We start from the raw sequence: 25,940 nt of genomic DNA on the forward strand, positions 1-25,940 counted from the left end.
GAACAGCCGGGCGATGAGCGAACCGAAGAGTCGATCGAAACGATATGTAGCGCTGGGCAGTTCGATGGCCGCCGGTCCGGGCATCCAGCCGCGCGTTCACGGCGCTCCACGATGGTCGGGCCGATCGGCGCGCAATTATGCCCACCTGCTCGCCGAGCAGATGAACCTCCAACCGGGCCGGGAGTTTGTCGATGTCACCTTTTCCGGCGCCACCACCGCCCACATCCTCACCGATCGTCAGCACAGCGCGCCGCCCCAGATCACCGCGTTGGACGGCTCGGAGAACCTCGTCACGATCACGATCGGCGGCAACGACGTCGGCTACGTTCCGCTACTGATGGCGGCAGCCCTGCCACGGGCGACGCGGCGGCTGCCGCTGCTGGGGGCGCGGATCGCCGAACTGCTGGACCGTGGGGTGCGCGACCGGGCCGTGGCAGAAGTGTCCGAGTCCTTGTGTGCGGTCGGCAAAGCCGTGTGTGAACGGGCCCCGCACGCACTGGTCTTCTTCGTCGACTATCTGACGATCCTGCCGCCCGAAGGCGTGCCGGCACCGCCGATCTCGGACGAGGATGCGGCCCTTGGCCGCCGCGTGGCGGCGGCGCTGGAACGGCTCACGGCCGACGCCGCCGCTGCATCCGGCTGCGGGGTGGTCAGCGCCGCCGCGGCCAGCCGGGATCATCACGCGTGGTCTGCCCAACCGTGGACGACCAAACCGGCGAAATACATTGTGCCGCTGCCGGGTCGGCCGGCCCCGCTACATCCCAACGGCGCGGGGATGAAAGCGGTGGCCGAACTCGTTGCGGCCCAGCTCTAAAACTCAGCCGTTGGACTGCCACCACTTGTACAGGGCGGCCGTGTCCCCGTTGGACGCGCGGATGAAGGCCAGCACGTTCTTCGCGTCGACGGTCCAGAGGACCTCTGCCTGGCCGGAATCCGTCCCGCAGGCCACCTGTCCGGCGGAGTCGGAGCTGCCCTGGTGCCATGTGGTGGGCGACTTGGCGTCCCCGCAGTTGGCGAGGGTGTCACTGCTGATGAGCTTGGTGAACGAGCTGGCCGTGTCGGCGCTGTTGGCGAACAGGAAGTACTTGCCGCCCATCGGGCCGCTGGAATCGGTGTTCTGTCCGCACTGCAGGACCGCCACCACCGTGGCGGTAAACGAGCCCTGCACGTCGGACACCGCCTGAGAGGAGCAGTTGCTGCTGCTGTAGCCCTTCGAGAGGGCGCTCAGGAGCGTGGCGTTGTTGTCTGCCATCGCGGTGGGAGTGGCGACGCAGAAGAAGGTCGCTGTAAAGGCTGCGGCCGTCACGGCTCGCAGCGTCTTGGCCGGGTGAGGCATCCTCGCTCCTGATATTGGGGTAACCGCCTGAAAAGGCTGCGCCGACGATATTTGTCTTTGCCAGAATGATCGTAGGGGCAAACCACAGCTATGCAACCCATTCCGCCGAATACGGTTTACACCGGCATCATTTTCGGCGGCATGAGCGTGGAACCTGTTGCGGCTCAAGTCCGATCAGTCGTTGTCCTGCCACCGCCCGCGGAGCGAGGGCACGTCGCTTCTGGAAAGCTGGAACAGCTGAGGTTATCGGCGCTCGGGAATAGCTGGTAGACGGCGGACAGCCGGAGGCAACCCGTTGGGTCGCATACCGTTTGCACTGGCGAGATTCTCACCAACTCGACTCTGGAAACGGTTGCGGCCCAACCGCAGAAGGCTCAGCCGTTGTCTCGCCACCACGTGTAGAGCGACGGTACGTCGTTGCCGGCGGCACGGATCACGCCCAGCATGTTCTTGGCCTCATTGGTCCAGATGATCTCGGCATGGTTCTGAAAAGTCCCGCACGCCACCGATCCCGCGCTGGCGGTGGAACTGCCCTGGTGCCATGGCGTCGGCGAGGGGGCATTCCCGCAGTTGCTCAGGGAGTCACCACCGATGAGGCGCTGAAATGAACTCGCCAGCGCGCTGTGATCGCTGAAGAGGAAATATTTGCCGAGCAGCGGCCCGCTCGGGTCCGGGCTCTGTCCGCACTGCAGGTAGGCCAGCGCGCCGCTGGGAACCCCCTGGGCGACGCAGTTGTTGAGGCCGTATCCCTTCGACAGCGCGCTGGCTAGTGTGTTGATATCCGCGCCGCTTCCGGTGTTGGGGTCCGCGGTCGCTGTCGCGGTGCCCGCAAACGCCAAACCACCCACGAGAACCGCGGCCGTCGTGGCACGCAGCGGGTAACTGCGAGGTGACATCCGGCGACTCCTTCCGGCGGTCGCGGTGGCGTGTGGCTACCGCAATCGTAGGGCTATATCGGGGCTGTGCAATACATTCCGCCGCGCCATTTCTTTATGCGCATTATTCGGTCCTGACCTGGGCAATTCCGGGGCGACAACGGGAAGGCGATCCACACAACGCATTTCGTCGATAAGCCGCGGATCGAGCCGGCCCAGCCATCGGGAGAGGCGCTGCGGCGGCAACGATGTCGGGGGTTCGGACGAACTGATTTTTGCGTACATAGTGCCCTCGCCACTCCGCTCATGTATGGTAAGCACGCTTCACGCCAGCTAACTTCTCGCGACTGGAGAATTCATGACTGCACAACCGCCGCCCCCGGGTTACCCGCCCCAGCAGCCCGCCGGGCAAGCACCGGATAACTATCTGGTGTGGTCCATCTTGGCGACACTGTTCTGCTGTCTGCCGTTCGGCATCGTGGCCATCGTCAAATCCACTCAGGTGAGTGGGTTGTGGGCGCAGGGTCAGTACGCCGAGGCGCAAGCCGCAGCGGACGCCGCCAAGAAGTGGGTGAAGTGGTCGGTCATCGCCGCCGTCGTTAGCGCCGTCCTGTACGGCATCGTGCTGGCGATCATCGCCATGACCGCCGACACCTCGACCCCCGCGGCCCTGGCCGCAATGCTGTAACGGGGTTGCACGGACGGTGACCCTCCAGCGGCCGCTCACGCTCGGTCTCGGCGCCCCGCTCATGGTCGCCGCGTCGACGACGTTGGTGTGCGCGGCCACCTGGGCGGGCGATCCGACCACCCCGGGTGGCCCGCTGCCGGTGTGTCCCACCAAGGCTCTGCTGGGAATCGACTGTCCCGGTTGCGGCAGCCTGCGGATGATCTATTCGCTCTTGCACGGCAACGTGATGGCCGCCGCCAGGTTCAACGCGTTGGGCTTGGCGGCGGTCGTGCTGTTGGTGTGGGCCTACCTGGTCTGGACCTACGGCCGGGTGACGGGCCGGCGGATCAGGAGCTGGCAACACCACCGCTGGGCCGCCATGGTGACGCTCTCGTTGGTATTGGTTTGGTTTGTGGTGCGCAACATTCCGTTCGCCCCCTTCAGCGGGCTATACGTCTGACCTCACGCCGCGGTGAGCCGAGTGCGCCCAGGCGCGACGGGCGTCTAACCTTGGGCGCGATGGTGAACAAATCCCGAACGATGGCGGCGCTGCTCGCCACGGTCGCCCTCGCCGTGGTCGTGACCGGTTGCTCGCACCGGGCGGCGAACTCCCAGCAGGTGAGCGATCCCGCCGCGGCGGAGTTCGCCAACACGGTGCACAACAAGGTCACGGCCGACGCGATGATGGCGCACCTGACCAAGCTTCAGGACATCGCCAACGCCAATAACGGCACCCGGGCGGTGGGCACGCCCGGCTACGACGCCAGCGTTGACTATGTGGTGAACACGTTGCGCCACAGCGGTTTCGACGTGCAAACCCCCGAATTTTCGGCGCGGGTTTTTCATTCCGAGAAGCCCACGGTGACGGTAGGCGGTAAGACCGTCGAGGCGCACGCGCTCGAGTTCAGCCTCGGCACCGGACCCGACGGGGTGAGCGGCCCGTTGCTGACGGTGTCGACCGGCAACGGCCAGGCCTGCGCGGCCTCGGACTACGACAATCTTGCGGTGCAGGGCGCGGTGGTCCTGGTTGACCGCGGCACGTGCCCATTTGCGCAGAAGGAGGACGCCGCCGCGCAGCGCGGAGCGGTGGCGTTGATCGTCGCCGACAATGTCGACGAGGAACAGATGGGCGGCACGCTCGGGGCGAACACCGTCGTGAAGATTCCGGCGGTCGGTGTCACCAAATCCACCGGTATGCAGCTGCGCGCCCAGCCCGGGCCGGTCACGATCAAGCTGGACGCCAACAGTCAGAGCTTCAAGGCGCGCAACATCATCGCGCAGACCAAGACGGGCTCGCCCAACGACGTGGTGATGGCGGGCGCACACCTGGACAGCGTGCCGGCGGGACCGGGCATCAACGACAACGGCTCCGGCGTCGCCGCAATCTTGGAAACCGCAGTGCAACTTGGGAATTCGCCCCAGGTGCACAACGCGGTGCGCTTCGCGTTCTGGGGTGCCGAGGAACTCGGACTGATCGGATCGCGCAACTACGTCGAATCACTGAATTTCGAAGACCTCAAAAACATTGCCCTGTACCTGAATTTCGACATGCTCGCCTCGCCGAACCCCGGTTACTTCACCTATGACGGTGACCAATCCCTGCCGGCCGACACCCGCGGCCAACCGGTGGTACCAGAAGGTTCGGCAGGCATCGAGCGCACGCTGGTCGCCTACCTGAAGGCGGCCGGCAAGACCGCGCAGGATACGCAGTTCGACGGACGCTCCGACTACGACGGCTTCACCCAGGCCGGTATCCCGTCGGGCGGCTTGTTCTCCGGTGCGGAAGCAAACAAGTCCGCCGACCAAGTCAAATTGTGGGGCGGGACGGCAGATGAGCCGTTCGATCCGAACTATCACAAGAGCACTGACACGCTCGACCACATCGACCGCACCTCGCTGGGCATCAACGGCGCCGGTGTGGCCTACGCGATCGCTCTGTACGCCCAGGATCTCACCGGACACAACGGGGTCCCGGCCATGGCTGACCGCACCCGCCACGTGCTCGCAAAACGATGATCCGCCACCTGTGCTCGGTGGTGGTGCTGATCGGGCTGGTGGCAGGGTGTTCGTCGCCGCGGCATCCACCGCCGGCGGCCGCGCCGGACCTCGGCCGGGTGCTGGCTGGAAAGGTCACTGCCGACGGGATGTTCGTGCACCTGCGGGCGCTGCAGGACATCGCCAACGCCAACAAGGGGAACCGGGCAGAGGGGACACCGGGCTATGACGCCAGCGTCGAATATGTCGCGAAAGCGTTGCGCAGCAAGGGCTTCGAGGTGGCAACGCCACAGTTCGACCGGCTGTACGCGGTGTCACCGGGTAAGCCGTCGCTGACGATCGCCGCCAACAGCTATTCGGTGGACCAGGCCTCGCTGCTGGTCCGGACACCGCCGGGCGGTCTCAGCGGCCAACCGGTGAAACCCACGCAACCGTCGGGCTGCGCGGCGGGTGATTACCCGGCCACGCTGCCCGCGGGCGCCATCGCCGTCGTCGACGACGCGCGCTGCTCGGTGGTCGACAAGCAAAACAGCGCGAGGGCAAAGGGAGCCGCGGCAGTGATCGTGGTCAGCACCGCCACCGGCGAAGGAGCTCCGCCCACGTTGTTCACCGCGGGCTACTACAAGCAGCTGACCATGCCGGTCGCCGTCGTGAGTAGCTACGGTGGCAGCGCGCTGTCGCACGCCACCGCACCGGTGCGGCTGGTGCTGGACGCCGAGAACGTCAAGATCACATCGCGAAATGTGCTGGCGCAGACCAAGACCGGCTCGACGAACGACGTGATCATGGTTGGCGCCCACCTCGACGGTCCGCGCAGCGGTGCGGGCATCAACGACAACGGGTCCGGGGTGGCCGCGGTGCTGGAAACCGCCCTGCAACTGGGCCCGCTGGCGCCGGTGAACAACGCGGTGCGGTTCGTGTTCTGGGGGGCCGACGAGGACGGGCTCAACGGCGTCATGGATTATGTGTTCGGCCTGGACGACCAGCAGCTCAACGACATCGCGATGTACCTGGACTTCAACCTGCTCGGTTCGCCCAACGCCGGGTTCTTCACCGATGACGGCGATCAGTCCGGGCCGCCCGGACAGGGGATCGCGTCCGCTGATGTGCCCGAGGGGTCGGCGGGTATCGAGCGCACGCTGTCCGGCTATCTCAATCTGGCCGGTAAGCGGCCCGCCGACATGCCGTTGGGCCCCCGGACCGACTACCACCCCTTCATGATCGCGGGGGTGCCGATCGGCGGCATGAGCACCGGCGCATCGCAACTGAAATCGCCTGTGCAAGCGCGCCTGTGGGGCGGCAGGGCCGGAGTCGGATACGACCCCAATTTTCAAACCCCCCGGGACACGATCGACAACATCAACCGGGAAGCATTGGCCGTCATGGGTTCTGGCGTGGCATACGCGGCAGGCAGCTACGCCATGTCCATTTCCGGTGTCAACGGCGTCCCGCTCCACGACAAACGGCATCGGACCCGATTGCCCTAGCGGCGTTTGCTGGGCCGCTGGTTTTCGCTACGCTGTTCAACCAGCGGACCTAGAATGAGAACCCTTTGATGCTGCCGTGCAGCCGGTCGGGATGAGGTTGGGCATGATGAACCGCGGGCAAGGTCGACTTCGGCTGCAGGGCAGTCGCAGGCGCGTCATCGGCGGTTCGCTGAGGGCGGCAATTGCCTGTGCAGCGACGGTGTTCGTGGTAGCGGGGTGTACCACAGTCCTCGACGGGCGGCCCCTGTCGATGCTCAACGACCCGTTCCGGGTGAGCGATCTGCTCGCCACCGACGGCCACAGCGGAATCCGCGAGAACCCGGCGCCACCGAGCGGCACGGTGATCAACACCGACAACGGGCTGATCGACAAGTTGTCGTTGCTGTCGGTTACCGACATCGAGGACTACTGGAAATCGGCGTACAGCCAGTCGTTGCAGGGCACGTTCCTGCCCGTCGCGAAACTGGTCTCCTACGACTCCAACGATCCGAGCAGTCCGATCGTTTGCCACAACGAAACGTACAAGCTCGTCAATGCCTTTTTCACGTCCCGCTGCAACTTGATCGCCTGGGACCGCGCGGTGTTCATGCCGGTCGCGCAAAAGTATTTCGGCGACATGTCGGTCACCGGCGTGCTGGCGCACGAGTTCGGCCACGCCTTGCAGCAGATGGCGAAGCTGGTGACCAAGCGCGACCCGACCATCGTCCGTGAGCAACAGGCCGACTGCTTCGCGGGGGTCTATCTGTATTGGGTGGCTGCCGGGAAGTCGCCGCGTTTCACGCTGAGCACCGCCGACGGCCTCGACCACGTGCTGGCCGGGATCATCGTCACCCGTGACCCGGTGATGGATGCCGAAACCGAGAACGACGACGAGCACGGGTCGGCGCTGGACCGGGTCGGCGCCTTCCAGATGGGCTTCATCAGCGGCGCGTCGGCGTGCGCGGGAATCAACCAGCAGGAAATCGCACAACGGCGCGGAGACCTGCCCAAGGGTTTGCAGACCGATCCCAACGGAGACCCCGAGACCGGCGAGGTCCCGATCAACGAAGACACACTGTCGACACTGATGGACTTGTTGAGAAAGGTGTTCTCGCCGAAGAGCGCGCCGACGCTGTCCTTCCACCCGAGTGCTTGCCCGGACGCGAAACCCAGTCCGCCCGCGTCCTACTGCCCGGCGACCAACACGATCATGGTCGACCTGGCCGGCCTGGCGGCGATGGCGAAGGTCTCCGACGAGAAGGAACACACTCTGCCGCAAGGTGATGACACCGCCTTGTCGATCATCATGTCGAGATACGCGCTTGCGGTACAACACGAACGCGGTCTACCGATGCAGAGCCCGTGGACCGCGTTGCGGACCGCGTGCCTGACCGGTGTGGTGCACCGCAAGATGGCCGAACCGATCGACACCCCCTCCCACAAGGAGCTGCTGCTGACTGCGGGTGACCTAGATGAGGCCGTCGCCGGGTTGCTCACCAATCACATGGTCGCCAGCGATGCGGACGGGACCAGTGTGCCCGCCGGCTTCACGCGCATAGCGGCGTTCCGCGGCGGCGTGGCCGGCAACATGGACGCTTGCTACACGCGGTACCCCGGCTAACCAAGGCGTAGAGTATGGAACCACTTGACCTCAGGAGGCGTCGTGACGGAAGAACCGCCTAGCTATCCGCCCCCACCCGGCGAATCCGGTTATCCGCCGCCGGGGCAGGGTTATTCGCCGCCTCCGCCGGGACCGAGCTATCCGCCGCCGGGAGGAAGTTACCCGCCACCGCCGCCGGCGCCGGGCTATCCGCCTGTGCCGGGAGGCGGTTACCCACCCGCAGCAGCCGGTACCAACAGCATGGCCATCGCCTCGCTGGTCTGCTCGTTGTTGGGATGGCTCTGCGGCATCGGGCCGATTCTCGGCATCATCTTCGGCATCATCGCCCTGGGCAAGATCAAGCAGACCGGTGAAGGTGGCCGCGGGTTGGCCATTGCCGGCATCGCGATCGGCGCGGTCCTGATCGTGGTCGGCATCGTCGTCGGGATCCTCAGCGCGATCACCGGGACGGTGGAGCGGGATCGGTATCACGACAGGTATTCGGGCGCTCCCGCCACCGTTTACGTCGACAGCGTCGACTTGCCGGCCATCCCGGGTCTGGCTGCCTGAACAGGCTGGCGCTCAACCGATCTCGGCGAGCCTCGGAACCAGCTCGTCGCCGAAGCGGCGGATGTAGCCGACCGGATCGGGGTTTCCGGGTAGCGGGCCGATGTTGATCAACGTGAATCCCAGCTCGGCGTACCGTTCCACGTTCTTCAGGTAGCCGTCGACGTCACCGAACGGGTCGGCAAGAATGCCAACGGTTTTGCGGATGTCACCGGAGTCCCGGCCCACGGTGTCGCAGTGCCGGTTCAGCACGTCGACCTTGCGCCGCAGCACGTCGACCTCTTGGACCGTGCTGTTCCAGATGTCGGCGTACTGCGCGACCATTCGCAGCGTCTTCTTCTCACCGTCGCCACCGATCAGGATCGGCGGGCGTCGAATCGGTTGCGGCTCACAGATTGTCTCGGCCAACTGGTAGTGCTTGCCGGCGTAAGGCCCGTTGTCGTCACTCCACATCTGCCGACAGATCTGCAGCGTCTCCTCCAGCATCTCGAAGCGTTGGCTCACCGGTGGGTAGGGAATGCCCAGGGCGGCATGTTCACGGTCGTACCACGCCGCGCCCAGTCCCAGCATCGAGCGGCCCTGCGACAGCACGTCCAAGGTGGTGACTGTTTTGGCCAGCACACCCGGGTAGCGATAGGTGACTCCGGTGACCAACAGGGTGAGGTCGATCGTGCTCGTTTGTCCGGCAAGGAAACCCAGCGATGTATAGCCCTCGAGGAATGGATCCTCGGCCGGGCGCCCAGTGTTCTCCATCTGCAGGAAATGATCGGCCAGGGTGAACATCGTCGCGCCCGCTTGCTCGGCGGTCGTGGCCGCGTTGGCCAATGTCGGGCCCAGCTCCGTGGTGTCGCCGGGTAGAAAGTCGATAAAGTGCACACCTATTTCCATTGCCACCAATGCCCTTTCAGGATTCGGTCAATCGTTCAAGCAGTGCCAGCGCATCGACGATGATGCGGCGTTCGGCTTCGGAGTAGCGGTCCTGCAACTCGCGCGCCAGCCACTCCTCCCGCACTTGGCGGTCGCTTTCGGCACGCTGACGGCCCGCCTTGGTCAACGAGACCACTTGGCGCCGACCATCTTCGGGGTCGGGTGTGCGCTCGATGAATCCGCGCTGGCCCAAGGCGGCCAGGATGGTTGCCATCGACTGGGGACGCACCCGCTCCGCACCGGCCAACACGCTGGCCGACGACGCGCCTTCCTTCCAGAGTCGGGTGAGTACCGCTGTCTGTGACGGGGTCAGGTCGTTGCGGACCTCGACATCGCGCAACCGACGTCGTAGGCGGCTGAACACCACTCGAATGTCTCGGGCGGCGGTTGCAGCGGACTCGCCGATGCCATCCATGCCACCACCGTAAACTAGACAGTCCAAACTGTCCAGTTCCAACTGTCTAAATAGACTACCGCGAGACTGCACCTACCGGCAGCGCGTCTTGCGGAAACGGGTCGGTAGGTGCAGTCTCGCGGGAGCGGGTCAGGTCATGCAGACGTTGGAGAACAGCAGCACCGGCCAGGACACGATCGAGCCGAGAAACGACACCACCAGGTCGGCGCCCTGCATGCCGCGAAGATGGTTGGTGTGTGTCGATGACCAGATCAGCCCGACAATCGAGTAAGGAATGCCCAGCAGCACCGCGAGTGCGATCCACTCGGCCACCGTCATCTCGTAGTTCAACAACTGCCGCAGCTTGGCGATCAACCGACTGACTCCTTCCGGGTACCTGGCCTATCGTTGCGCATATGGCAGCGCTGGCGGCAGGGATGGCCCGCATTCGCAGCGGGCTCGCGCGACGGGTCTCGGTCCAGGCGCTCATCGAGTTGGCCCTGTGGCTCACCCTGCCCTACCTCCTGATCGGCTTCTTCTGGGCCACCATCCACCCGGACCGGGTGCGCGACCTGCAAGCCGAATGGGCAAAAGTGACCCCGATCAGTCCGGACCTGGTCGCCTTCGGCGAAGCCGCCGCGCTGTGGCCCGCGATCCTGCTGCTCCCCACCACCTGCACCCTGCCGGGGCAGTGAACCTCAGCCCAACAGGCGCAGCGCCGCATCGACCGCGAGCGCGGGCACGTCGAGTGTCTTCGAGCGCAAATCGTGTCGTGCGCCGGCGATTTCGACGACCTCGGTCGTCGCGGGGATCAACGCCGCGGCATCACGCACCTCGGTCGGCGTGCCGAAGGGATCCGAGGTGCCGTGGGTGAACACGGTGGGCACCCGAATAGCGGGCAGGTGTTCGGTGCGGAGTCGTTCAGGCTTTCCCGGTGGATGGACCGGATAGGAAAACAATGTCAACGCCCCGACCTGGAGCGGGTCTGCCTCGGCGACCACCATCGACGTCTGCCGGCCGCCGTAGGAATGTCCGCCCGCGATCAGCGGGCCGTCGGCAAGGGTGCGGCACAAGGCGATTGCCTCGTCGATTCCGGCGCGGTCGGTGGCCGCCGAGCCGGACGGCGGGCCCTTGGGGCGGCGCCGCCGGTAGGGCAGGTTGTACCGAACAGCCAGCCAGCCGCGCCGCGCCCACTCGTCGCAAACCCGTTGCAGCAGCTCCGATTCGCGGTTGCCGCCGGCGCCGTGCGTGAGCACCACGACACCGTGCGCGATGCCGTCGGGTTGGTGCGCTATACCCGCGATCTGGTCGAGATTCACGACAGCCGGAACAGTGGCGAGACCGGGCCGTGGCCCCGGCCGAGTGGGTAGGCGGCACGCAGGCATTCGGTGACCCAGCGCTTTCCGAATGCGACGGCCTCGGGAACGGTCAACCCGTGGGCCAGCGCGCAGGCGATCGCGGCGGCCAGCGTGTCACCGCCACCGTGGTCGTTGCCGGTCGCGATGCGCTCGGTATCGAACTCGTAGAAATCGGCGCCGTCATAGAGCAGGTCGCAGCTGCGTTGCGACGAGCGTAGGTGACCACCCTTGACCAGCACCCACTGCGGGCCCAGCGCGTGCAGTGCCTTGGCCGCCGCGCGCTGCGACTCGGCGTCCACCACGTCGAGTCCGACCAGCAGCCGCACCTCGTCGAGATTCGGCGTCACCAGCGTGGCCAACGGAAACAGTTGCGTGCGAAGCGAATCCAGGGCCGCCGGCGCCATCAGCGCATCGCCGTGCATGGACGCCGCCACCGGGTCGACAACCAGGGGCACCGTCAATTCGAGCCGGCGCCAGGTGGCGGCCACGGTGTCGATGATGCGCGGTGATGCCAGCATCCCGGTCTTGGCGGCCTGAATGCCGATGTCGCTGACCACCGCTTCGATCTGACCGGCGACCACGTCTTCGGGGATCTGATGAAAGCTCTTGACTCCCAACGTGTTCTGCACGGTCACCGCGGTGACCGCGATGCAGGCGTGCACCCCCAGCAGCGCAAAGGTGCGCATGTCGGCCTGGATGCCCGCACCACCGCCGGAGTCCGAGCCGGCGATGGACAGCACGCGGCGCGGCGTCGCACCCGGCGGTGCCAGGGGCAGGTAGTTCACTGTGCCGGATTGCCGCGACCCGGGCCCCGCGTCCGTGTCACGGCTGCGTGATCGGTAGATACACCCGGTTGCCGTGCTCGGCGAACTCGCGTGACTTCTCGGCCATGCCGTTCGCGAGCATGGCTTCGATGTCTTCTTCGGTTTCCAGGCCGTGCTTGGCCGCGTAGTCGCGGACGTCCTGGGTGATGCGCATCGAGCAGAACTTCGGCCCGCACATCGAGCAGAAGTGCGCGGCCTTGGCGGGTGCGGCGGGCAGCGTCTCGTCGTGGTACTCCCGCGCGGTGTCGGGATCCAGCGACAGTGCAAACTGGTCGTTCCACCGGAACTCGAAACGCGCCTGGCTCAACGCATTGTCTCGGTCCTGAGCGTGCGGATGCCCCTTGGCGAGATCACCTGCGTGGGCGGCGATCTTGTAGGCGATCACACCGTCCTTGACGTCCTTGCGGTCCGGCAGCCCGAGGTGCTCCTTCGGTGTGACGTAGCAGAGCATCGCGGTGCCGGCCTGGGCGATGATCGCCGCGCCGATCGCCGAGGTGATGTGGTCGTAGGCCGGCGCGATGTCGGTGGCCAGCGGGCCCAGCGTGTAGAAGGGGGCCTCTTCGCACAGCTCCTCTTCGAGCCGCACGTTCTCGACGATCTTGTGCATCGGGACATGCCCGGGGCCCTCGATCATCACCTGCACGCCATGGGCTTTCGCGATCTTCGTCAGCTCGCCCAGGGTGCGCAGCTCGGCGAACTGCGCGGCGTCATTGGCGTCGGCGATGGATCCCGGCCGCAGTCCGTCGCCCAAGGAGAAGGTGACGTCGTATTGGGCGAAGATGTCGCAGAGTTCTTCAAAGTTGGTGTACAGGAACGACTCTCGGTGGTGAGCCAGGCACCAGGCCGCCATGATCGACCCGCCGCGGGACACGATGCCGGTGACCCGCTTGGCGGTCAGCGGCACATAGCGCAGCAGCACGCCAGCGTGCACCGTCATGTAGTCCACGCCCTGCTCGCACTGCTCGATCACGGTGTCGCGGTAGAGCTCCCAGGTCAGTTCGGTCGGGTCGCCGTTGGTCTTTTCCAGCGCCTGGTAGATCGGCACGGTGCCGACCGGAACCGGCGAGTTGCGCAGGATCCACTCGCGCGTCTCGTGGATGTTCTTGCCGGTGGACAGGTCCATGATGGTGTCGGCACCCCAGCGGGTCGCCCACACCATCTTGTCGACCTCTTCGGCGATCGATGACGTCACGGCGGAGTTGCCGATGTTCGCGTTGACCTTGGTCGCGAACGTCTTGCCGATGATCATCGGCTCGATCTCGGGATGGTTGTGGTTGGCCGGGATGACCGCGCGTCCGCGGGCGACCTCGTCGCGCACCAGCTCGGCGGGCATGCCCTCGCGCGCGGCGATGAACGCCATCTCGGCGGTGATCTCACCGGCGCGGGCCCGCTGCAGTTGAGTGCCGCGGTCGCGGACCACACCGGGTCGTGGCGGTAGCCCGGCACTCAGATCGATCGTGGCGTCCGTATCGGTGTAGGGCCCGGAGGTGTCGTACAGATCGAAGTGCTCGCCGTTGGAGAGGTTCACCCGGCGCAACGGCACCCGGGCTCCGGGAACTCCCTCGAGCTCCCGATACACCTTTGTGCTGCCCCAGATCGACCCGGTGGTCACGGAAACGGTGTCCACGGTGGTGGAAATAATGTCAGTCATATTTTCATCTCCCTACGCCGGCATTATCCGGTCAGGTTCGTACGGTCGACGGCCCCAAGCCGTCCTCTCAGCACACTCGGCGTGCGCTCCCGCGGTTGTTTACTTTTCGGTGGCTAACGCCCGCACGCGACGTTACCCCCACCCCGGGCCATCCGCGCCGCACGGGAGCGCCCAATCGGTCCAGATTGCGAAAATATCGACGGGGTCAACGGCGGAAACAGGTTCCAATCAGCGGATTGCTCTTCCGTGAATTTCCCGGAGTGAGATGATGAAGGACGTGCAGCAGCCTAAGCAAGCGGGTGCCGCGACATTCACCCGGACTCGGAAGCAGCCGACGAAGGGGACCGGGGGCCCCGCGATTTCATACCTGAACGTCGGCAGCTTCAAGTTCTGGTTCGACGGGGAACGCTGGGAGTGGTCCGACGAGGTCGCGCGAATGCACGGCTACGAACCCGGGACGGTCGCGCCGACAACGAAACTGATGTTGTCCCACAAACATCCCGACGATCGGGAGCACGTCCGCGATCTGCTCCACCATGCGTTGCACTCCGGGGAGTCCTTCTCGAGTCGGCACCGTTTTGTCGACACATCGGGCGCGGTGCACGATGCGATCGTCGTGGCGGACCGCATCGTGGACGACGAGTCGGGTGCGGTGCGGGGGACGGCGGGCTACTACATCGACCTGAGCGGCATCGACGAAGCCCGTCACGAAAGCCGCCAGGAAGTTCTCGACGAGGCGCTGCCGGATCTGTTCGAAAACCGAGCGGCCATCGAGCAGGCCAAGGGCGTGATGATGGCCATCTACCGGGTCAGCGCCGACCAGGCGTTCCGGGTGCTGCAGTGGCGTTCGCAAGAAACCAACATCAAGCTGCGCACGCTGGCCAGGCAACTGATCCAGGAGGTCAGCGACCTGCCGCCGATGTCAGCGGTGGTTCAGAGCCAGGTCGACCATCTGCTGTTGACGATCCACGAGCGCATTCCCGCAGAAGCCGATCGCTAGACCTCTTCCATCGCTTCGCCGATTTCTTCCAGCAGCTTGTTGTGGTGGTTGCTGGCCAGGATGTGTCCGGCGGCGATGACCAGGGCGACCGGCCAGTCGATCAGTTCGAGTGCGGCCAGGGCGGCCAGGCCGCCGTAGTAGGCCAGCTGTTCGGGTCGCGGAATCTCGGTCTGCCCGATCACGGGCAGCTTCACCACGAAGGTTTCGCCCGCGCGAATTTTTTCTACCGCTTCGCGTTGAGATGTTGCACGGCGAGTTTTCTTTTCCGCCATCATTTGCCTTTCAGTAACGAAGGGTTTCCCAACTCGCCTAGTGACTTGGCCACCGTCGGTCTATGTCGACGACCGACTCCCTGGCCGATCCGATATTTTCGTCTGTTGCTTCGGTGCTACGCGTGCCGTTGCTCGAACTCTATGCGCTGCTGTGGCGCGTCGGGATCGTGGAGATCGTCCAGCCCGATCGGACGCATCGCAGGCCACCGCGCTTTTCGTCGCGAGTGATTTCGCGACCCCGGGCGACGATCTGCCCCGACCCCTCCGCACACGCTGCCGGGCGGCCGCACGGCCGGCCGCAACGAGCGTCCGCGTAAGTCAAGCCCTCTAGTTGGTACTGCGCAACGCCGCGGCGCCGGCGCGACGTCCGGCCGTCTTCTTGGCGGGGGCCTTGCCGGCGGCCTTCGGCGGTGCCGACTTTGGCGGCGCCGACTCGGTCGGTACCGGCTTGAGCTGGGCTTTCGCCGGGCCCTGGGGCTTGCGGTTGAGCCGGTGCAATACCAGCGCACTGCCGCCGACCGCCAATAGCAGCGGCCACTCGACCAGCCCGGCCACGCCCAACGCGCCGATGGCCAGCGCGGCCGCCGGGGTCGAGTGACTGCCCGAGTTGATCCCGCGCTTGATGCCCTCGGCCGCTCCGGTTACCCCACCCACGATTCCATTGATTGCCGCGCCTCCGACGGCGCCCGCAGCGGCGGTGGTGGCATCCGCCGCGCGATTGACAGTTTTGCCCGCGCTGCGGACTGCCCCTCCGACGACACCCATGATGACTCCCTGATTCCTTGGTCGCTCTGGTTGCGACCGCGTAGCAACATGTATACCCGCCGAACGGGCGGTTAACAGCAGCCACGAAAATTGTGCACGTATCTAACAACGCAAAATGGTGCCACGTCGGAAACGTCCTCACAACGCGAAGTCGCCTGGAATTTGCGCGGTTACCCGGGATTCAAGTCGACTAATACCGGAGCGTGATCGCTGGGCGCCTTGCCTTTGCGTTCGTCCCGGACGATCTGCGCATCGGCGACCCGCCCGGCCAGCGCCGGTGAGGCGAGGATGAAGTCGATGCGCATACCCTGCTTCTTCGGGAACCGCAGCTGGGTGTAATCCCAATAGGTATAGACGCCGGGGCCCGGGGTGAAAGGCCGTACCACATCGGTGAATTGCGCCTCGACAATCGCATTGAACGCCCGGCGTTCCGGCTCGGACACGTGGGTGGCGCCGGCGAAGAATTCGGTGCTCCAGACGTCGTCGTCGGTCGGTGCGATGTTCCAGTCGCCGACCATCGCGATCTGTGCGCCGGGATCGTCGCGCAGCCAGCCGGCGGCCGTATCGCGCAGGGCGGCAAGCCATTCCAGCTTGTAGGTGTAGTGCGGGTCGGTCAGCGTGCGGCCGTTGGGCACGTAGAGGCTCCACACCCGCACGCCGCCGCAGGTCGCGCCCAGGGCGCGGGCTTCGGCGGTTGCGGCCACCTCCGGCTTGCTGCTCCAGGTGGGCTGGCCGTCGAATCCGACCTGCACATCGTCTAAGCCCACGCGAGACGCGATCGCCACGCCGTTCCACTGGTTGAAGCCGACGTGGGCGACCTCGTAGCCCAGTTCCACGAACGGCAGGGCGGGGAACTGGCTGTCGGAGCACTTGGTCTCCTGCATGGCCAGCACGTCGACCTCGGCGCGGGCGAGCCAATCGGTGACGCGGTCCAGACGGGTGCGAATCGAGTTGACGTTCCAGGTCGCTAGTCGCACAGCTAGACGGTATCCCAGCCGGGCGACCGGGCCTCGAAGTAGCGACGGCGGTGGTGCAGCCGGAAGCCAAGGTTGTCGGCGCGGCCGGCGGTTGCGGTGTCGCCCTCGGCAAGGACGATGTATGCGCGGGTGGCGCCGCGGCGGGCCCCCCAGGCCAACTGGTCTTCGCGCGGCGCCGAAAGTCCTGCCCAGCGGGTGCCGTCGGGCGCATCGGTCACGACGGCACCCTCGCCCGTGCCCGGCTCTGGGGTGATGCTCGGCACGTCGCGGACCAACACGCGCTCGGTGTGATCGGCCACCGCGGTGCGCGGCGGGGTCAGCAAGCGTTCCGGGATGGCCAGCAGCGGGGATCGGCCGCGACGCTCGTACCAGGCGACGATCGCCAGGACGGAGCTGAACCGGGCTGAAATATCCAGTGGCACTGCCGAATTCGAGGCAAAGCCGGCTTCGTCGCCGTCCCCCTCAGCCGGGCGATGGTCCAGTCGCAGCAGCCAGCCATCCAGCCAGGCGTGTTCGAGGCCGGGCCGGGCGGCCGCGGCGGCGTACTCCAGCGCGCGGATCGCCGACGTGCGCACCGGTGCGTCGGTCAGTACCCGCAGGGCCACCGCGTCGGCGGCGGCGAATTCGAGGACCGCTCCTGTCTTCGTCTGCACGCGCACCACCGGATCGGTCGCCAACAGGTGTCCGACCGCATCCGAGAGTGGCGGAACCGAGCCGGCCGGACGCCGGTAGCGAACCGTCACGCGGGTTCCGAGGTCCGGCCACGAGACCATCAGTGACCGAACGGATCCGGTCCCTCGCCGGGCGTCCAGGACAATCCCGGCACACCCCAGCCGTGGGATTTGACGGTGCGCTTTGCGGCGCGGGCGTGCCGTCCGATCAGGCGGTCCAGGTAGAGGAAGCCATCCAGGTGCCCGGTCTCGTGCTGCAGCATCCGGGCGAACAGTCCGGTGCCCTCGATGGTGATCGGTTTGCCCTCGGCGTCCAGCCCGCTGACCCGCGCCCATTTCGCGCGCCCGGTGGGAAACGACTCGCCGGGAACCGACAGGCACCCCTCGTCGTCGTCGCTCGGGTCGGGCATGGTCTCGGGTATCTCGGAGGTTTCCAGGATCGGATTGACGACCACGCCGCGGCGGCGCTCGGTCATGCCGCGGTCGTCGGCACAGTCGTAGACGAACACCCGCAGGCCGTGTCCGATCTGGTTGGCGGCCAGCCCGACGCCGTGCGCGGCGTCCATCGTGTCGTACATGTCGGAGATCAACGCGGCGAGGTCGGCCGGCAGCGAACCGTCGGTGTCGACGGGTACCGGTGTGGTCGGTGTGTGCAACACCGGATCGCCCACGATGCGGATTGGTACGACTGCCATGGTCGGCTAGCTTAAGCCCGCCGACGATGCGCGCCGCAAAGCGGCGGGCTGAGAAGGTGGGCAATCAGGATCAGGGCCGCGAAGTAAGCAATGAAGGCAATCCGCCGACTCGCGGGTCTGGATGAGGGCTTGAGGGTTCGCGGCGTGATTCAATATTCGCCGAAACATGCCCCGGTGTAAGTCAAGTCAGCAGAGCTACAGGGAATTCGGCGGAAGGGTCCAGGGGAAGCGATATGGACAGCGCCATGGCGCGGGCAAATCGATCGGGGGACGATCCTGAAGTCGCCGATGGGCTGACCCGACGCGAACACGACATACTGGCCTTCGAGCGTCAGTGGTGGAAGTTCGCCGGTGTCAAGGAAGACGCGATCAAAGAGTTGTTCTCGATGTCGGCAACGCGGTACTACCAAGTGCTGAACGCGCTAGTGGATCGGCCAGAGGCGCTGGCCGCCGACCCGATGCTGGTGAAGCGGTTGCGGCGGTTGCGGGCCAGCCGCCAGAAGGCGCGTGCGGCCCGGCGCCTCGGCTTCGAGGTGACCTGACTAGCTACAGTAGGGCTCGATGAAAGAGCGTGTGCCCGATTCCACCGGGCTCCCACTGCGGGCCATGGTGATGGTGTTGCTGTTTCTCGGCGTCATCTTTTTGCTGCTCGGGTGGCAGGCGCTGAGCTCCTCCGGGAAATCCGACGACGACTCGGCCTCGGCGGCCTCGAGCGCCACCAGCACCAGCAGCACCGCCTCTTCGACCGCGACGAGTACCAAGCCCGCGGCCACCGATGCCGACGTCCACGTGTTCAACATCTCCGGCAAGGAAGGTGTCGCCGGGAAGACCGCGGACCAACTCAAGGCCGGCGGCTTCAAGGTCGTCGACGTCGGAAACCTGACGTTGCCCGAAGTGACCGTCACGACCGTGTACTTCACCGATGCCGGTAGCGAGCACGCCACCGCGGACGCGATCGGCAAGAACCTGAGCGCGCCGGTCGAACCGCGCATCCCCGCGCTTAGCGGAGAACCGCCCGGCGTAATCGTCTTGGTCGCGGGCTGACTCTGAGTCGCGAGCCGGGTTAGGCTCTCGCTATGCCTACGCTTGCCGGTCATCGCAACGTCGTTGTCACCCTGTCCGCAGCCACCAGTATCGTTTTGCTGGGCGCGTGCTCCTCGCCCCAACACGCCTCGTCGGTCCCGGGTACCACCCCTGCCATCTGGACGGGATCACCCGCGCCGTCGGCAACCGCGGGAGCCGCGAGCGAGGGCAGGCGGAGCATCACGACCCATCTGCGCGCACCCGACGGCACGCAGGTCGCGACCGCGACGCTCGAGTTCGCCAATGGCTACGCCACCATCACGATCGCGACGACCGGGGCGGGCCAGATCGCGCCCGGCTTCCACGGCGTGCACATCCACAAAGTCGGCAAGTGCGAGGCCAATTCGGTTGGCCCCACCGGCGGTGCACCCGGCGACTTCCTGTCCGCGGGCGGCCACTTCCAAGCACCCGGCCACTCCAACGAGCCCGCCAGCGGCGACCTCACCTCGCTGGAAGTTCGCAAAGACGGTGCCGGGACGTTGGTGACCACCACCGACGCCTTCGCGATGGAGGACCTGTTGACGGGTGAAAAGACCGCGATCATCATCCACGCGGGTGCGGATAACTTCGCCAACATCCCGCCGGAGCGATACAGCCAGACCAACGGAGCGCCGGGTCCGGATGCGATGACGATGAGCACTGGCGACGCCGGCAAGCGAGTGGCGTGCGGTGTCATTGGTGCCGGCTAACAGGCCTCTCGCGCATATCGATTTCGCCCGATCGCCGCGGCCGACGCTCGGTGTGGAGTGGGAGTTCGCCCTCGTCGACGCGCAGACTCGCGATCTGAGTAACGAGGCCACTTCCGTCATCGCCGAGATCGGCGAAAACCCGCGTGTGCACAAGGAATTGCTGCGCAACACCGTCGAGGTGGTCAGCGGCATCTGCGATAGCACCGGGCAGGCGATCGAGGATTTGCGCGAGACGTTGGGTCCCGCGCGTCAGATCGTCCGGGCCCGTGGCATGGAGCTGTTCTGCGCCGGGGCACACCCGTTCGCGCAGTGGAGCACCCAGAAGCTCACCGATGCGCCCCGCTACGCCGAGCTGATCAAGCGCACCCAGTGGTGGGGACGCCAGATGCTGATCTGGGGTGTGCACGTGCACGTGGGAATCTCCTCGGCGCACAAGGTGATGCCGATCATGACGTCACTGCTGCGCTACTACCCGCACCTGCTGGCGCTGTCGGCCTCCTCACCGTGGTGGACGGGTGTGGACACCGGTTACGCGAGCAACCGGGCCATGATGTTCCAGCAGTTGCCCACCGCCGGGCTGCCGTTCCAGTTTCAGACCTGGCCGGAATTCGAAGGGTTCGTCTACGACCAGAAGAAGACCGGCATCATCGACCACGTCGACGAAGTCCGTTGGGATATAAGGCCTTCGCCGCATCTGGGCACACTCGAAGTGCGAGTCTGCGATGGCGTGTCCAACCTGCGTGAGCTGAGCGCGCTGGTCGCGCTGACACATTGCCTGGTGGTCGACCTGGATCGCCGGCTGGAAGCCGACGAGACCTTGCCCACCATGCCGCCCTGGCACAACCAGGAGAACAAGTGGCGCGCGGCGCGCTACGGCCTGGACGCGGTGATCATCCAGGACGCCGACAGCAATGAGCGCCTGGTCACCGACGACCTCGTCGATGTGCTGAACCGGCTGGAGCCGGTCGCCAAGTTGCTGCACTGCGCCGACGAACTCGCGGCGGTGGAGGACATCTGGCGCCACGGTGCTTCCTATCAGCGACAGCGGCGGGTGGCCGAAGAGCACGACGGCGATCTGCGTGCTGTCGTCGATGCGTTGGTGGGAGAGCTGGAAATCTGATGGAACTGGCGATGTTTCCGCTGGAGGCGGCGATGCTGCCGAACCAGGATCTGCCGTTGCGCATCTTCGAGCCACGCTTCGTCGCACTGGTGCGGCATTGCCTCGACACCGGCGAACCGTTCGGCGTGGTGCTGATCTCGCGTGGTCGCGAGGTCGGCGGCGGCGATTCGCGCTGCGACGTCGGCGTCCTGTGCACGATCGAAGAATGCGTCGAGCAGGGCGTCGAGCGGTACTCGGTGCGCTGCCGGACCGGCGAGCGGATTCGGGTGTCCGAGTGGCTCGCCGACGATCCCTACCCGCGGGCGTCGGTGCAGCCGTGGCCCGACGAACCCGGCGACGCGGTCACCGTGGCGCAGCTTGTCGACATCGAAGACCGGATGATGGCCTTGTTCGAGCGGATCGCCGAGGCGCGCGGCACCATGCTGCCGGAGCGCGAGGTGCTGCTGGGCCCCGACGAAGCCGACGCGGGACAGCGGCTGTACGCGTTGGCCACTCGTATCCCGATCGGCGCGGCCGATCGCTACAGTGTGCTCGCGGCGCCGTCGGCGGCCGACCGGTTCGCGGCACTGGGTGAGGCGGTCGACGCGATCGCCGAGATGGTGGAGTTCCAGCTGTCGGAGTAGCGGTGTGCTTTCCTATAGGGAAAATGATTGCGCGACTGGACGGTTGAGTGAAAGTACATCTGCAGGTACACGGATCGCCCACCGGTGCGTCGGCGAGTGCGGCCGAGATCGCCGAGACCGGTGCCGACGGCCTGTTCACCTTCGAGGGTCAGCACGACGTGTTCTTTCCGCTGCTCATCGCGGCCAAAGAGACCAACCTGGACATAATGACCAATGTCGCGATCGCCGCGCCGCGCAGTCCGCTGCATATGGCGCACGCCGCCTACGATTTGCAGGTTTACAGCGGCGGCAAGTTCCGGCTCGGGCTGGGCTCGCAGATCAAGGTTCACATCGAAAAGCGCTACGGCAGCACCTGGCATCGGCCGGCCGCGCGGATGGCCGAAACCATCGCCGCGATCAAGGCGATCTTCACGGCCTGGGAAGGCCAGTCCCCGTTGAACTTTCGCGGTGAGTTCTTCACCCACACCCTGATGGCACCCAACTTCAACCCTGGCCCGAACCCATTCGGGCCGCCTCCGGTTCTGATGGGGGCACTGGGCCCGATCATGACGCGCACCGCCGGCGAAGTCGCCGACGGCCTGTTGGTCATGCCGTTCAACAGCGCCCGTCACTTCGCCGACCGCACCGTCCCCGCGATCAACGAAGGACTGCGCCGTTCGCAGCGCTGCGCCAACGACTTTCAGGTGATCGCCCAGGCCATGGTCGCGGTCGGCAGCAACGAGGGAGACCTGGCGGCGGCGGTCGACGGCGTCGCGTCGCTGATCGCCTTCTACGGCTCCACGCCGGCCTACCTGCCGGTGCTCGAGGTGGAGGGCTGGGCGGATGTCCAACCGGAGCTCAACGCGCTGTCCAAGCAGGGACGCTTCGCCGAGATGCGGGCCCTGATCACCGACGACATGGTGGCCCGGATCGGAATCGTCGGGACACCGCAGCAATGCGCGCAGCAGATCGCCGAGCGGTTCGGCGATCACGTCGACGAAGTGTGTTGCTACTTCCCCTACTACACGCCGGTTAACGCCGACCTTGCCGGCCTGATCGAAGCCCTGCACCGAACGCCCGCCCGACGATGAGCAGCGACGTGGTGGTCGACGTCGACGCGGGCGTGGCGGTGCTCACCCTCAATCGGCCCGAGCACCTCAACGCCTACACCGCCGAGATGGGCGCGCTGCTGAGCCGGGCGTACCGGGAGTGTGACGAGAACGACGACGTCCGCGCCATCGTGGTCACCGGGGCGGGCCGGGCGTTTTGCGCCGGTGCCGATTTCTCCGGCGGCGCAACGCTATTCGACAGTCCGCAAGACGTTGCGGGTTTTTCCGCGTCGCCCATCGACCCGCCGGCGTTCGAATTGCGCAAACCGGTGATCGCGGCCGTCAATGGGCACGCCATCGGTATCGGGTTGACGATCGCGCTGCAGGCCGACATCCGCATTCTCGCCGAGGACGCCAAATACGGCGTGGTGCAGGTGCGCCGCGGAGTGATTCCCGATTGCATGGCGCACTGGACATTGGCGCACCTGACCAATCTCGGTGTGGCGGCCGAGGTGCTGCTGACCGGGCGCACGTTCGACGGGCCCGAGGCCGTCGCGTACGGTATCGCGAATCGGTCGGTGCTGGCCGCGCAGGTGCTCGACACCGCGCTGGAGATGGCCCGCGACATCGCGGTCAATGTGGCACCGATGTCGGCGGCATTGTGTAAGCGGCTGTTGTGGGACAGCGCGATTTACGGCTATACGCCGCGACAGGTTGCCTCGCTGGAGACGCGGTTGCATCACCGGGTGATGGGCACCGACGACGCTCGTGAAGGTGTCGCCGCGTTCCTCGAGGGGCGGGACCCGCGGTTCGGCTCGCAGCTGTCCCGGGACTGGAAACCGCTGCCGGAACCGTGAGTCGTCGGCCGAGCCTCGTCGAGTGTGTAATTTCGCAGGCTCGCACTCACACTTTGTCTGCGGATTTACCGCCTCGGCACAATGTGGCCCGAGCTTATGCGCTGGCACAAAGCTTTTCGGAGAGCAGCCAGAATTCGGCGGCGCGTTGGGGATCGCTCGCGTACGGGGCGACGTTTTCGCTGATTCGGCAGTCTTCCAGGTACAGCGCACCGCGCCCGGCGAGCTCGGGACTCACCGCGGCCCACACCTGGGTGGCCGCACCCTGCTCGGGGGTGGAGAAGTCGAGACGCCCGTCGCTGGTCTGGCCGCGCAGTGCGCTGTTGTCCACGACGAGCTTGCGAAGATCGGAGAAGTCCTCGCGTGACATGTATCGCGCCAGCGCGGTGGCAACCGTGCCGGGATGTACGGCGTAGGCGCGAATACCCAAGTCGCGCAACCGCCGATCGGCTTCGATCGCGTGCAGGACGTTCGCCGTCTTGGAGGCGCCGTATGCCACGAACTTGTCGTAGTCGCGGTGCTCCCAGTTCGGATCGGCGAAGTCGACGTCGCCCATCACGTGGCCCCCGGAAGACAGGATCACCACGCGGGCGCCCCGCGCGGCCCTCAGCTGTGGGACCAGCAATCGTGTCAGCTCGAAGTGCCCGAAATGGTTTGTCCCGATCTGCAATTCGAACCCATCCCGGGTGCGGCCGAACGGGGTGAACATGACACCGGCGTTGTTCATCAGTATGTGCACCGCCGGCACGATGTCGCCGATCGCGCTGGCCGCCGCGCGGACACTGGACAGCGCGGTCAGGTCGAGCTCGACAGCCGAGGTCGTCGCGCCCGGTACTTCGTCGCGCACCCACCGGGCGGTTTCGTCCAGGGCGTCGGAGTTGCGGGCGGCCAGGATCACGTGGGCGCCCGCGGCGGCCAGTGCCCGTGCCGACTCCCGTCCCAGGCCCGACGAGGCGCCGGTGATCACACATACCTTGCCGGACAGGTCGATTCCCTCGACGACGTCGGACGCGGTGCGGCGTTCGCTCATCGGGTCAGCGTAGGCACGCGGTCGAAGCGCCGGGCTTTCAGGCTACGGCTGTGACGTCCTCGAGCACGGAATCGGCGGCGTGGCGTGGATTGACAACGCAGACGGTGGCGATCAGGGCGGCGATGAAGAACAGGGCCGCGGCGATCTGCAGCAACCGGGTGAAACTGGCATCGGTGAGCGTTCCCGCGGCGATCAGCCCCACGCTCGCCACGGAGGTCAGCGCCGATGTCCGGCCCACCGCGTTTTGGATGGCCGCCGCGATCCCGCTGCGGGTGGCGTCGACCGAAGACAGGTTCAACGCCCCCAACGGTGTCGTGGTCAGGAGCAGTCCGATGGCCAGCACCGTCGTCCCGGGCAGCAGATGGGTGACGATGTTGAATCCGGCACCGGGCCGGATCAGCAGCAGTCCCAGTCCGGCCAGGATCGGGCCCGCCGTCAGGAACACGTGCGGTCCGATGCGCGCGGCCAAACCGCCGACGCGCTTGGCGAACAGAAACGACAGGATCGGGTTGGGCAGGGTGGCCAGGGCCGCGACCGTCGCGCAGTAGCCCGCGACCTCCTGGGTGTAGAGCGCGACAGCCAGGGAGGCCATCGCGATGGCGCCGTAGACGAAGGCGGTGACCAGGTGGGCGGCGGCGAAGTTCCGGACGGTGAACAGGCGCAGCGGAATCAGCGGGTGCGGGGCACGCCGTTGCCAGCTCACGAACGCCAGCAGGGCCGCGATCCCGACGATCAGCGTGGCGACGATGCGGCCGGACCAGCCGTGCTGGCCGGCCTCGATCAGGGCATCGACGGTGGCGGCCAGCCCCAACGCGGCCAAGACCGCCCCGCGGACGTCCAGGCTGGCGCGGTGGGCCGGCCGGGGCACCGGGCGCAGCCAGAACGTCAAGGCGAAACCGATGACTATCGGGACGGCCGACAGCGCATAGATCCATCGCCAGCTCAGCAGGTCCACCGCCAGACCGCCCAGCAGCGGGCCGATCGCGAAGGCGGTGCCGGTCCAGCCCGTCCATGCTCCGATGGCTCGGTGACGGTCCGTGGGGGCGAATGTGGAGTTGATCATCGCCAGCGATCCGGGCACCAAAAACGCCGCCCCCAGACCTTGGATGACACGGCCCGCGATCAGCATCACCGGCGAGGTCGCGCTGGCCGCCAGCACCGAGCCGGTCCCGAAGGTGGCCAGCCCGAAACGCATAACCGGCACTCGACCGAACAGATCGGAGATGGAACCGCCCGGCAGGATCGCGGCCGCCAGGGCCAGCAGGTAGCCGTCGACAACCCACTGCTGCAGGCACAGGCCGCCGCCGAGTTCGCGCTCGGTGGCCGGCAGTGCCAGGTTCACCACGGTGCTGTCGAGGAAGGCCACCATCGACACCATCACCGCCACCACCATGACCCGGGTGGTGGGCGCCGTCTCGCGCAATTTCGCGAGCCGGCGCGCCCGGGGTGCGGGTTGCATCGCCGCACGAGACG

32 protein-coding genes and 1 riboswitch are annotated in these 25,940 nt (G+C 66.3%); of the genes, 17 read left to right on the forward strand and 15 right to left on the reverse strand.

Features of this window, described 5'->3' with window-relative positions:
- Nucleotides 1-13 precede the first annotated feature (13 nt).
- Nucleotides 14-814, forward strand: coding sequence for an SGNH/GDSL hydrolase family protein (locus MAAFP003_RS02990; protein WP_243393749.1), 801 nt, complete (start codon nucleotides 14-16; stop codon nucleotides 812-814).
- A gap of 3 nt (nucleotides 815-817) precedes the next feature.
- Here MAAFP003_RS02990 and MAAFP003_RS02995 read toward each other — a convergent pair whose 3' ends face one another.
- Both MAAFP003_RS02995 and MAAFP003_RS03000 read right to left on the reverse strand, forming a co-directional pair.
- Nucleotides 818-1,336 carry a serine/threonine protein kinase gene (locus MAAFP003_RS02995; RefSeq protein WP_096284317.1) on the reverse strand — a complete coding sequence of 173 codons (519 nt, stop codon included), beginning with the start codon at nucleotides 1,334-1,336 and terminating at the stop codon, nucleotides 818-820.
- Nucleotides 1,337-1,710: 374 nt separating this feature from the next.
- Nucleotides 1,711-2,232 carry a serine/threonine protein kinase gene (locus MAAFP003_RS03000; RefSeq protein ID WP_096284319.1) on the reverse strand — a complete coding sequence of 174 codons (522 nt, stop codon included), beginning with the start codon at nucleotides 2,230-2,232 and terminating at the stop codon, nucleotides 1,711-1,713.
- Nucleotides 2,233-2,569: 337 nt separating this feature from the next.
- Here MAAFP003_RS03000 and MAAFP003_RS03005 point away from each other — a divergent pair, with 337 nt between their 5' ends.
- The 6 genes from MAAFP003_RS03005 to MAAFP003_RS03030 all read left to right on the forward strand — a co-directional run bounded on the left by MAAFP003_RS03005 (nucleotide 2,570) and on the right by MAAFP003_RS03030 (nucleotide 8,509).
- Nucleotides 2,570-2,899, forward strand: coding sequence for a CD225/dispanin family protein (locus MAAFP003_RS03005; protein ID WP_036466419.1), 330 nt, complete (start codon nucleotides 2,570-2,572; stop codon nucleotides 2,897-2,899).
- Between the two features lie 61 nt (nucleotides 2,900-2,960).
- Nucleotides 2,961-3,338, forward strand: a complete 378-nt coding sequence (locus tag MAAFP003_RS03010; protein ID WP_096290839.1) for a DUF2752 domain-containing protein — start codon at nucleotides 2,961-2,963, stop codon at nucleotides 3,336-3,338.
- 59 nt (nucleotides 3,339-3,397) lie between these two features.
- Nucleotides 3,398-4,894, forward strand: coding sequence for a M28 family metallopeptidase (locus tag MAAFP003_RS03015; RefSeq protein ID WP_096284321.1), 1,497 nt, complete (start codon nucleotides 3,398-3,400; stop codon nucleotides 4,892-4,894).
- A complete protein-coding gene (locus MAAFP003_RS03020) occupies nucleotides 4,891-6,360 on the forward strand; it encodes a M28 family peptidase (RefSeq protein ID WP_096284323.1) in 1,470 nt (489 codons plus the stop codon). The genes MAAFP003_RS03015 and MAAFP003_RS03020 overlap by 4 nt, the downstream gene beginning before the upstream one ends.
- 103 nt (nucleotides 6,361-6,463) lie before the next feature.
- On the forward strand, nucleotides 6,464-7,960 hold the full coding sequence (locus MAAFP003_RS03025) for a neutral zinc metallopeptidase (protein WP_096284325.1): 1,497 nt from the start codon (nucleotides 6,464-6,466) through the stop codon (nucleotides 7,958-7,960).
- Between the two features lie 42 nt (nucleotides 7,961-8,002).
- Nucleotides 8,003-8,509, forward strand: a complete 507-nt coding sequence (locus MAAFP003_RS03030; protein WP_243393750.1) for a DUF4190 domain-containing protein — start codon at nucleotides 8,003-8,005, stop codon at nucleotides 8,507-8,509.
- A 12-nt stretch (nucleotides 8,510-8,521) separates the two neighbouring features.
- Here the strand turns inward: MAAFP003_RS03030 and MAAFP003_RS03035 are convergent, their stop codons facing one another.
- From MAAFP003_RS03035 to MAAFP003_RS03045, 3 genes are all read right to left on the reverse strand, one after another.
- Nucleotides 8,522-9,394, reverse strand: a complete 873-nt coding sequence (locus MAAFP003_RS03035; RefSeq protein ID WP_096284329.1) for an LLM class F420-dependent oxidoreductase — start codon at nucleotides 9,392-9,394, stop codon at nucleotides 8,522-8,524.
- Nucleotides 9,395-9,410: 16 nt separating this feature from the next.
- Nucleotides 9,411-9,848, reverse strand: a complete 438-nt coding sequence (locus MAAFP003_RS03040) for a MarR family winged helix-turn-helix transcriptional regulator (protein WP_096284331.1) — start codon at nucleotides 9,846-9,848, stop codon at nucleotides 9,411-9,413.
- Between the two features lie 129 nt (nucleotides 9,849-9,977).
- A complete protein-coding gene (locus MAAFP003_RS03045; protein ID WP_423790879.1) occupies nucleotides 9,978-10,166 on the reverse strand; it encodes a hypothetical protein in 189 nt (62 codons plus the stop codon).
- A 77-nt stretch (nucleotides 10,167-10,243) separates the two neighbouring features.
- On the opposite strand from MAAFP003_RS03045, the gene MAAFP003_RS03050 reads away from it, so the two are divergent.
- A complete protein-coding gene (locus MAAFP003_RS03050) occupies nucleotides 10,244-10,522 on the forward strand; it encodes a hypothetical protein (RefSeq protein WP_133160816.1) in 279 nt (92 codons plus the stop codon).
- Between the two features lie 3 nt (nucleotides 10,523-10,525).
- Here the strand turns inward: MAAFP003_RS03050 and MAAFP003_RS03055 are convergent, their stop codons facing one another.
- The 3 genes from MAAFP003_RS03055 to thiC all read right to left on the reverse strand — a co-directional run bounded on the left by MAAFP003_RS03055 (nucleotide 10,526) and on the right by thiC (nucleotide 13,660).
- Nucleotides 10,526-11,146, reverse strand: a complete 621-nt coding sequence (locus MAAFP003_RS03055; RefSeq protein WP_096284337.1) for an alpha/beta hydrolase family protein — start codon at nucleotides 11,144-11,146, stop codon at nucleotides 10,526-10,528.
- Nucleotides 11,143-11,970, reverse strand: a complete 828-nt coding sequence (thiD, locus tag MAAFP003_RS03060) for a bifunctional hydroxymethylpyrimidine kinase/phosphomethylpyrimidine kinase (RefSeq protein WP_096284338.1) — start codon at nucleotides 11,968-11,970, stop codon at nucleotides 11,143-11,145. Before thiD ends, MAAFP003_RS03055 begins: the two co-directional genes overlap by 4 nt.
- A 37-nt stretch (nucleotides 11,971-12,007) precedes the next feature.
- Nucleotides 12,008-13,660, reverse strand: coding sequence for a phosphomethylpyrimidine synthase ThiC (gene thiC, locus MAAFP003_RS03065; RefSeq protein ID WP_423790849.1), 1,653 nt, complete (start codon nucleotides 13,658-13,660; stop codon nucleotides 12,008-12,010).
- A riboswitch (TPP riboswitch) is annotated at nucleotides 13,653-13,763 on the reverse strand. It overlaps the preceding gene by 8 nt.
- Nucleotides 13,764-14,018: 255 nt before the next feature.
- Between thiC and MAAFP003_RS03070 the strand changes: the two genes are divergently transcribed.
- On the forward strand, nucleotides 14,019-14,660 hold the full coding sequence (locus MAAFP003_RS03070) for a PAS and ANTAR domain-containing protein (RefSeq protein WP_243393906.1): 642 nt from the start codon (nucleotides 14,019-14,021) through the stop codon (nucleotides 14,658-14,660).
- Here MAAFP003_RS03070 and MAAFP003_RS03075 read toward each other — a convergent pair.
- Complete coding sequence (locus MAAFP003_RS03075) at nucleotides 14,657-14,932, reverse strand: hypothetical protein (protein WP_096290842.1); 276 nt, start codon at nucleotides 14,930-14,932, stop codon at nucleotides 14,657-14,659. The two genes, MAAFP003_RS03070 and MAAFP003_RS03075, sit on opposite strands and share 4 nt — an antisense overlap.
- Nucleotides 14,933-14,994: 62 nt before the next feature.
- Between MAAFP003_RS03075 and MAAFP003_RS03080 the strand changes: the two genes are divergently transcribed.
- Entirely contained in the window at nucleotides 14,995-15,249 is a 255-nt protein-coding gene (locus MAAFP003_RS03080) for an Rv1535 domain-containing protein (RefSeq protein ID WP_090599496.1), read from the forward strand.
- Nucleotides 15,250-15,259: 10 nt separating this feature from the next.
- Here the strand turns inward: MAAFP003_RS03080 and MAAFP003_RS03085 are convergent, their stop codons facing one another.
- The 4 genes from MAAFP003_RS03085 to MAAFP003_RS03100 all read right to left on the reverse strand — a co-directional run bounded on the left by MAAFP003_RS03085 (nucleotide 15,260) and on the right by MAAFP003_RS03100 (nucleotide 18,040).
- A complete protein-coding gene (locus MAAFP003_RS03085; protein ID WP_096284340.1) occupies nucleotides 15,260-15,697 on the reverse strand; it encodes a hypothetical protein in 438 nt (145 codons plus the stop codon).
- Nucleotides 15,698-15,867: 170 nt separating this feature from the next.
- On the reverse strand, nucleotides 15,868-16,674 hold the full coding sequence (locus MAAFP003_RS03090; protein WP_096284342.1) for an exodeoxyribonuclease III: 807 nt from the start codon (nucleotides 16,672-16,674) through the stop codon (nucleotides 15,868-15,870).
- 2 nt (nucleotides 16,675-16,676) lie between these two features.
- Entirely contained in the window at nucleotides 16,677-17,447 is a 771-nt protein-coding gene (locus MAAFP003_RS03095; RefSeq protein ID WP_096284344.1) for a GNAT family N-acetyltransferase, cg3035/Rv0428c family, read from the reverse strand.
- Entirely contained in the window at nucleotides 17,447-18,040 is a 594-nt protein-coding gene (locus MAAFP003_RS03100) for a peptide deformylase (RefSeq protein ID WP_096284346.1), read from the reverse strand. Before MAAFP003_RS03100 ends, MAAFP003_RS03095 begins: the two co-directional genes overlap by 1 nt.
- 233 nt (nucleotides 18,041-18,273) lie before the next feature.
- Between MAAFP003_RS03100 and MAAFP003_RS03105 the strand changes: the two genes are divergently transcribed.
- The 7 genes from MAAFP003_RS03105 to MAAFP003_RS03135 are packed head-to-tail and all read left to right on the forward strand — an operon-like array spanning nucleotide 18,274 to nucleotide 23,440.
- The gene (locus MAAFP003_RS03105) at nucleotides 18,274-18,582 is read left to right on the forward strand and encodes a nucleoid-associated protein NapA (protein ID WP_096284348.1); all 309 of its coding nucleotides are present in this window, start codon (nucleotides 18,274-18,276) and stop codon (nucleotides 18,580-18,582) included.
- A 19-nt stretch (nucleotides 18,583-18,601) separates the two neighbouring features.
- Nucleotides 18,602-19,084 carry a LytR C-terminal domain-containing protein gene (locus MAAFP003_RS03110; RefSeq protein ID WP_096284350.1) on the forward strand — a complete coding sequence of 161 codons (483 nt, stop codon included), beginning with the start codon at nucleotides 18,602-18,604 and terminating at the stop codon, nucleotides 19,082-19,084.
- Nucleotides 19,085-19,116: 32 nt separating this feature from the next.
- Nucleotides 19,117-19,812: a superoxide dismutase[Cu-Zn] gene (gene sodC / locus MAAFP003_RS03115; protein WP_096284352.1), complete on the forward strand. Its 696-nt coding sequence runs from the start codon at nucleotides 19,117-19,119 to the stop codon at nucleotides 19,810-19,812.
- On the forward strand, nucleotides 19,802-20,932 hold the full coding sequence (locus tag MAAFP003_RS03120) for a glutamate--cysteine ligase (RefSeq protein WP_096284354.1): 1,131 nt from the start codon (nucleotides 19,802-19,804) through the stop codon (nucleotides 20,930-20,932). Before sodC ends, MAAFP003_RS03120 begins: the two co-directional genes overlap by 11 nt.
- Complete coding sequence (locus MAAFP003_RS03125; protein WP_096284356.1) at nucleotides 20,932-21,555, forward strand: LON peptidase substrate-binding domain-containing protein; 624 nt, start codon at nucleotides 20,932-20,934, stop codon at nucleotides 21,553-21,555. The genes MAAFP003_RS03120 and MAAFP003_RS03125 overlap by 1 nt, the downstream gene beginning before the upstream one ends.
- Nucleotides 21,556-21,602: 47 nt before the next feature.
- Nucleotides 21,603-22,625, forward strand: coding sequence for a TIGR03617 family F420-dependent LLM class oxidoreductase (locus tag MAAFP003_RS03130; RefSeq protein WP_096284358.1), 1,023 nt, complete (start codon nucleotides 21,603-21,605; stop codon nucleotides 22,623-22,625).
- Nucleotides 22,622-23,440 (forward strand): enoyl-CoA hydratase-related protein, encoded by an 819-nt coding sequence (locus MAAFP003_RS03135; RefSeq protein WP_096284360.1) that lies wholly within the window; start codon nucleotides 22,622-22,624, stop codon nucleotides 23,438-23,440. The genes MAAFP003_RS03130 and MAAFP003_RS03135 overlap by 4 nt, the downstream gene beginning before the upstream one ends.
- Nucleotides 23,441-23,534: 94 nt before the next feature.
- Here MAAFP003_RS03135 and MAAFP003_RS03140 read toward each other — a convergent pair whose 3' ends face one another.
- Together MAAFP003_RS03140 and MAAFP003_RS03145 are read right to left on the reverse strand one after the other, a co-directional pair.
- Nucleotides 23,535-24,467: an SDR family NAD(P)-dependent oxidoreductase gene (locus MAAFP003_RS03140; protein ID WP_096284362.1), complete on the reverse strand. Its 933-nt coding sequence runs from the start codon at nucleotides 24,465-24,467 to the stop codon at nucleotides 23,535-23,537.
- 37 nt (nucleotides 24,468-24,504) lie between these two features.
- On the reverse strand, nucleotides 24,505-25,926 hold the full coding sequence (locus tag MAAFP003_RS03145; RefSeq protein WP_243393751.1) for an MFS transporter: 1,422 nt from the start codon (nucleotides 25,924-25,926) through the stop codon (nucleotides 24,505-24,507).
- Nucleotides 25,927-25,940 lie beyond the last annotated feature (14 nt).

The organism is Mycobacterium ahvazicum (genome assembly GCF_900176255.2).
Lineage (GTDB): Bacteria > Actinomycetota > Actinomycetes > Mycobacteriales > Mycobacteriaceae > Mycobacterium > Mycobacterium ahvazicum.

Coding starts and splice junctions, on each gene's coding strand:
- MAAFP003_RS02990 (WP_243393749.1), top strand. CDS start 14: ATGAGCGAACCGAAGAGTCGATCGAAACGATATGTAGCGCTGGGCAGT.
- MAAFP003_RS02995 (WP_096284317.1), bottom strand. CDS start 1,336: ATGCCTCACCCGGCCAAGACGCTGCGAGCCGTGACGGCCGCAGCCTTT.
- MAAFP003_RS03000 (WP_096284319.1), bottom strand. CDS start 2,232: ATGTCACCTCGCAGTTACCCGCTGCGTGCCACGACGGCCGCGGTTCTC.
- MAAFP003_RS03005 (WP_036466419.1), top strand. CDS start 2,570: ATGACTGCACAACCGCCGCCCCCGGGTTACCCGCCCCAGCAGCCCGCC.
- MAAFP003_RS03010 (WP_096290839.1), top strand. CDS start 2,961: ATGGTCGCCGCGTCGACGACGTTGGTGTGCGCGGCCACCTGGGCGGGC.
- MAAFP003_RS03015 (WP_096284321.1), top strand. CDS start 3,398: ATGGTGAACAAATCCCGAACGATGGCGGCGCTGCTCGCCACGGTCGCC.
- MAAFP003_RS03020 (WP_096284323.1), top strand. CDS start 4,891: ATGATCCGCCACCTGTGCTCGGTGGTGGTGCTGATCGGGCTGGTGGCA.
- MAAFP003_RS03025 (WP_096284325.1), top strand. CDS start 6,464: ATGATGAACCGCGGGCAAGGTCGACTTCGGCTGCAGGGCAGTCGCAGG.
- MAAFP003_RS03035 (WP_096284329.1), bottom strand. CDS start 9,394: ATGGAAATAGGTGTGCACTTTATCGACTTTCTACCCGGCGACACCACG.
- MAAFP003_RS03040 (WP_096284331.1), bottom strand. CDS start 9,848: ATGGATGGCATCGGCGAGTCCGCTGCAACCGCCGCCCGAGACATTCGA.
- MAAFP003_RS03045 (WP_423790879.1), bottom strand. CDS start 10,166: ATGACGGTGGCCGAGTGGATCGCACTCGCGGTGCTGCTGGGCATTCCT.
- MAAFP003_RS03050 (WP_133160816.1), top strand. CDS start 10,244: ATGGCAGCGCTGGCGGCAGGGATGGCCCGCATTCGCAGCGGGCTCGCG.
- thiC (WP_423790849.1), bottom strand. CDS start 13,660: ATGACTGACATTATTTCCACCACCGTGGACACCGTTTCCGTGACCACC.
- MAAFP003_RS03075 (WP_096290842.1), bottom strand. CDS start 14,932: ATGGCGGAAAAGAAAACTCGCCGTGCAACATCTCAACGCGAAGCGGTA.
- MAAFP003_RS03080 (WP_090599496.1), top strand. CDS start 14,995: ATGTCGACGACCGACTCCCTGGCCGATCCGATATTTTCGTCTGTTGCT.
- MAAFP003_RS03085 (WP_096284340.1), bottom strand. CDS start 15,697: ATGGGTGTCGTCGGAGGGGCAGTCCGCAGCGCGGGCAAAACTGTCAAT.
- MAAFP003_RS03095 (WP_096284344.1), bottom strand. CDS start 17,447: ATGGTCTCGTGGCCGGACCTCGGAACCCGCGTGACGGTTCGCTACCGG.
- MAAFP003_RS03100 (WP_096284346.1), bottom strand. CDS start 18,040: ATGGCAGTCGTACCAATCCGCATCGTGGGCGATCCGGTGTTGCACACA.
- MAAFP003_RS03105 (WP_096284348.1), top strand. CDS start 18,274: ATGGACAGCGCCATGGCGCGGGCAAATCGATCGGGGGACGATCCTGAA.
- MAAFP003_RS03110 (WP_096284350.1), top strand. CDS start 18,602: ATGAAAGAGCGTGTGCCCGATTCCACCGGGCTCCCACTGCGGGCCATG.
- sodC (WP_096284352.1), top strand. CDS start 19,117: ATGCCTACGCTTGCCGGTCATCGCAACGTCGTTGTCACCCTGTCCGCA.
- MAAFP003_RS03125 (WP_096284356.1), top strand. CDS start 20,932: ATGGAACTGGCGATGTTTCCGCTGGAGGCGGCGATGCTGCCGAACCAG.
- MAAFP003_RS03135 (WP_096284360.1), top strand. CDS start 22,622: ATGAGCAGCGACGTGGTGGTCGACGTCGACGCGGGCGTGGCGGTGCTC.
- MAAFP003_RS03140 (WP_096284362.1), bottom strand. CDS start 24,467: ATGAGCGAACGCCGCACCGCGTCCGACGTCGTCGAGGGAATCGACCTG.
- MAAFP003_RS03145 (WP_243393751.1), bottom strand. CDS start 25,926: ATGCAACCCGCACCCCGGGCGCGCCGGCTCGCGAAATTGCGCGAGACG.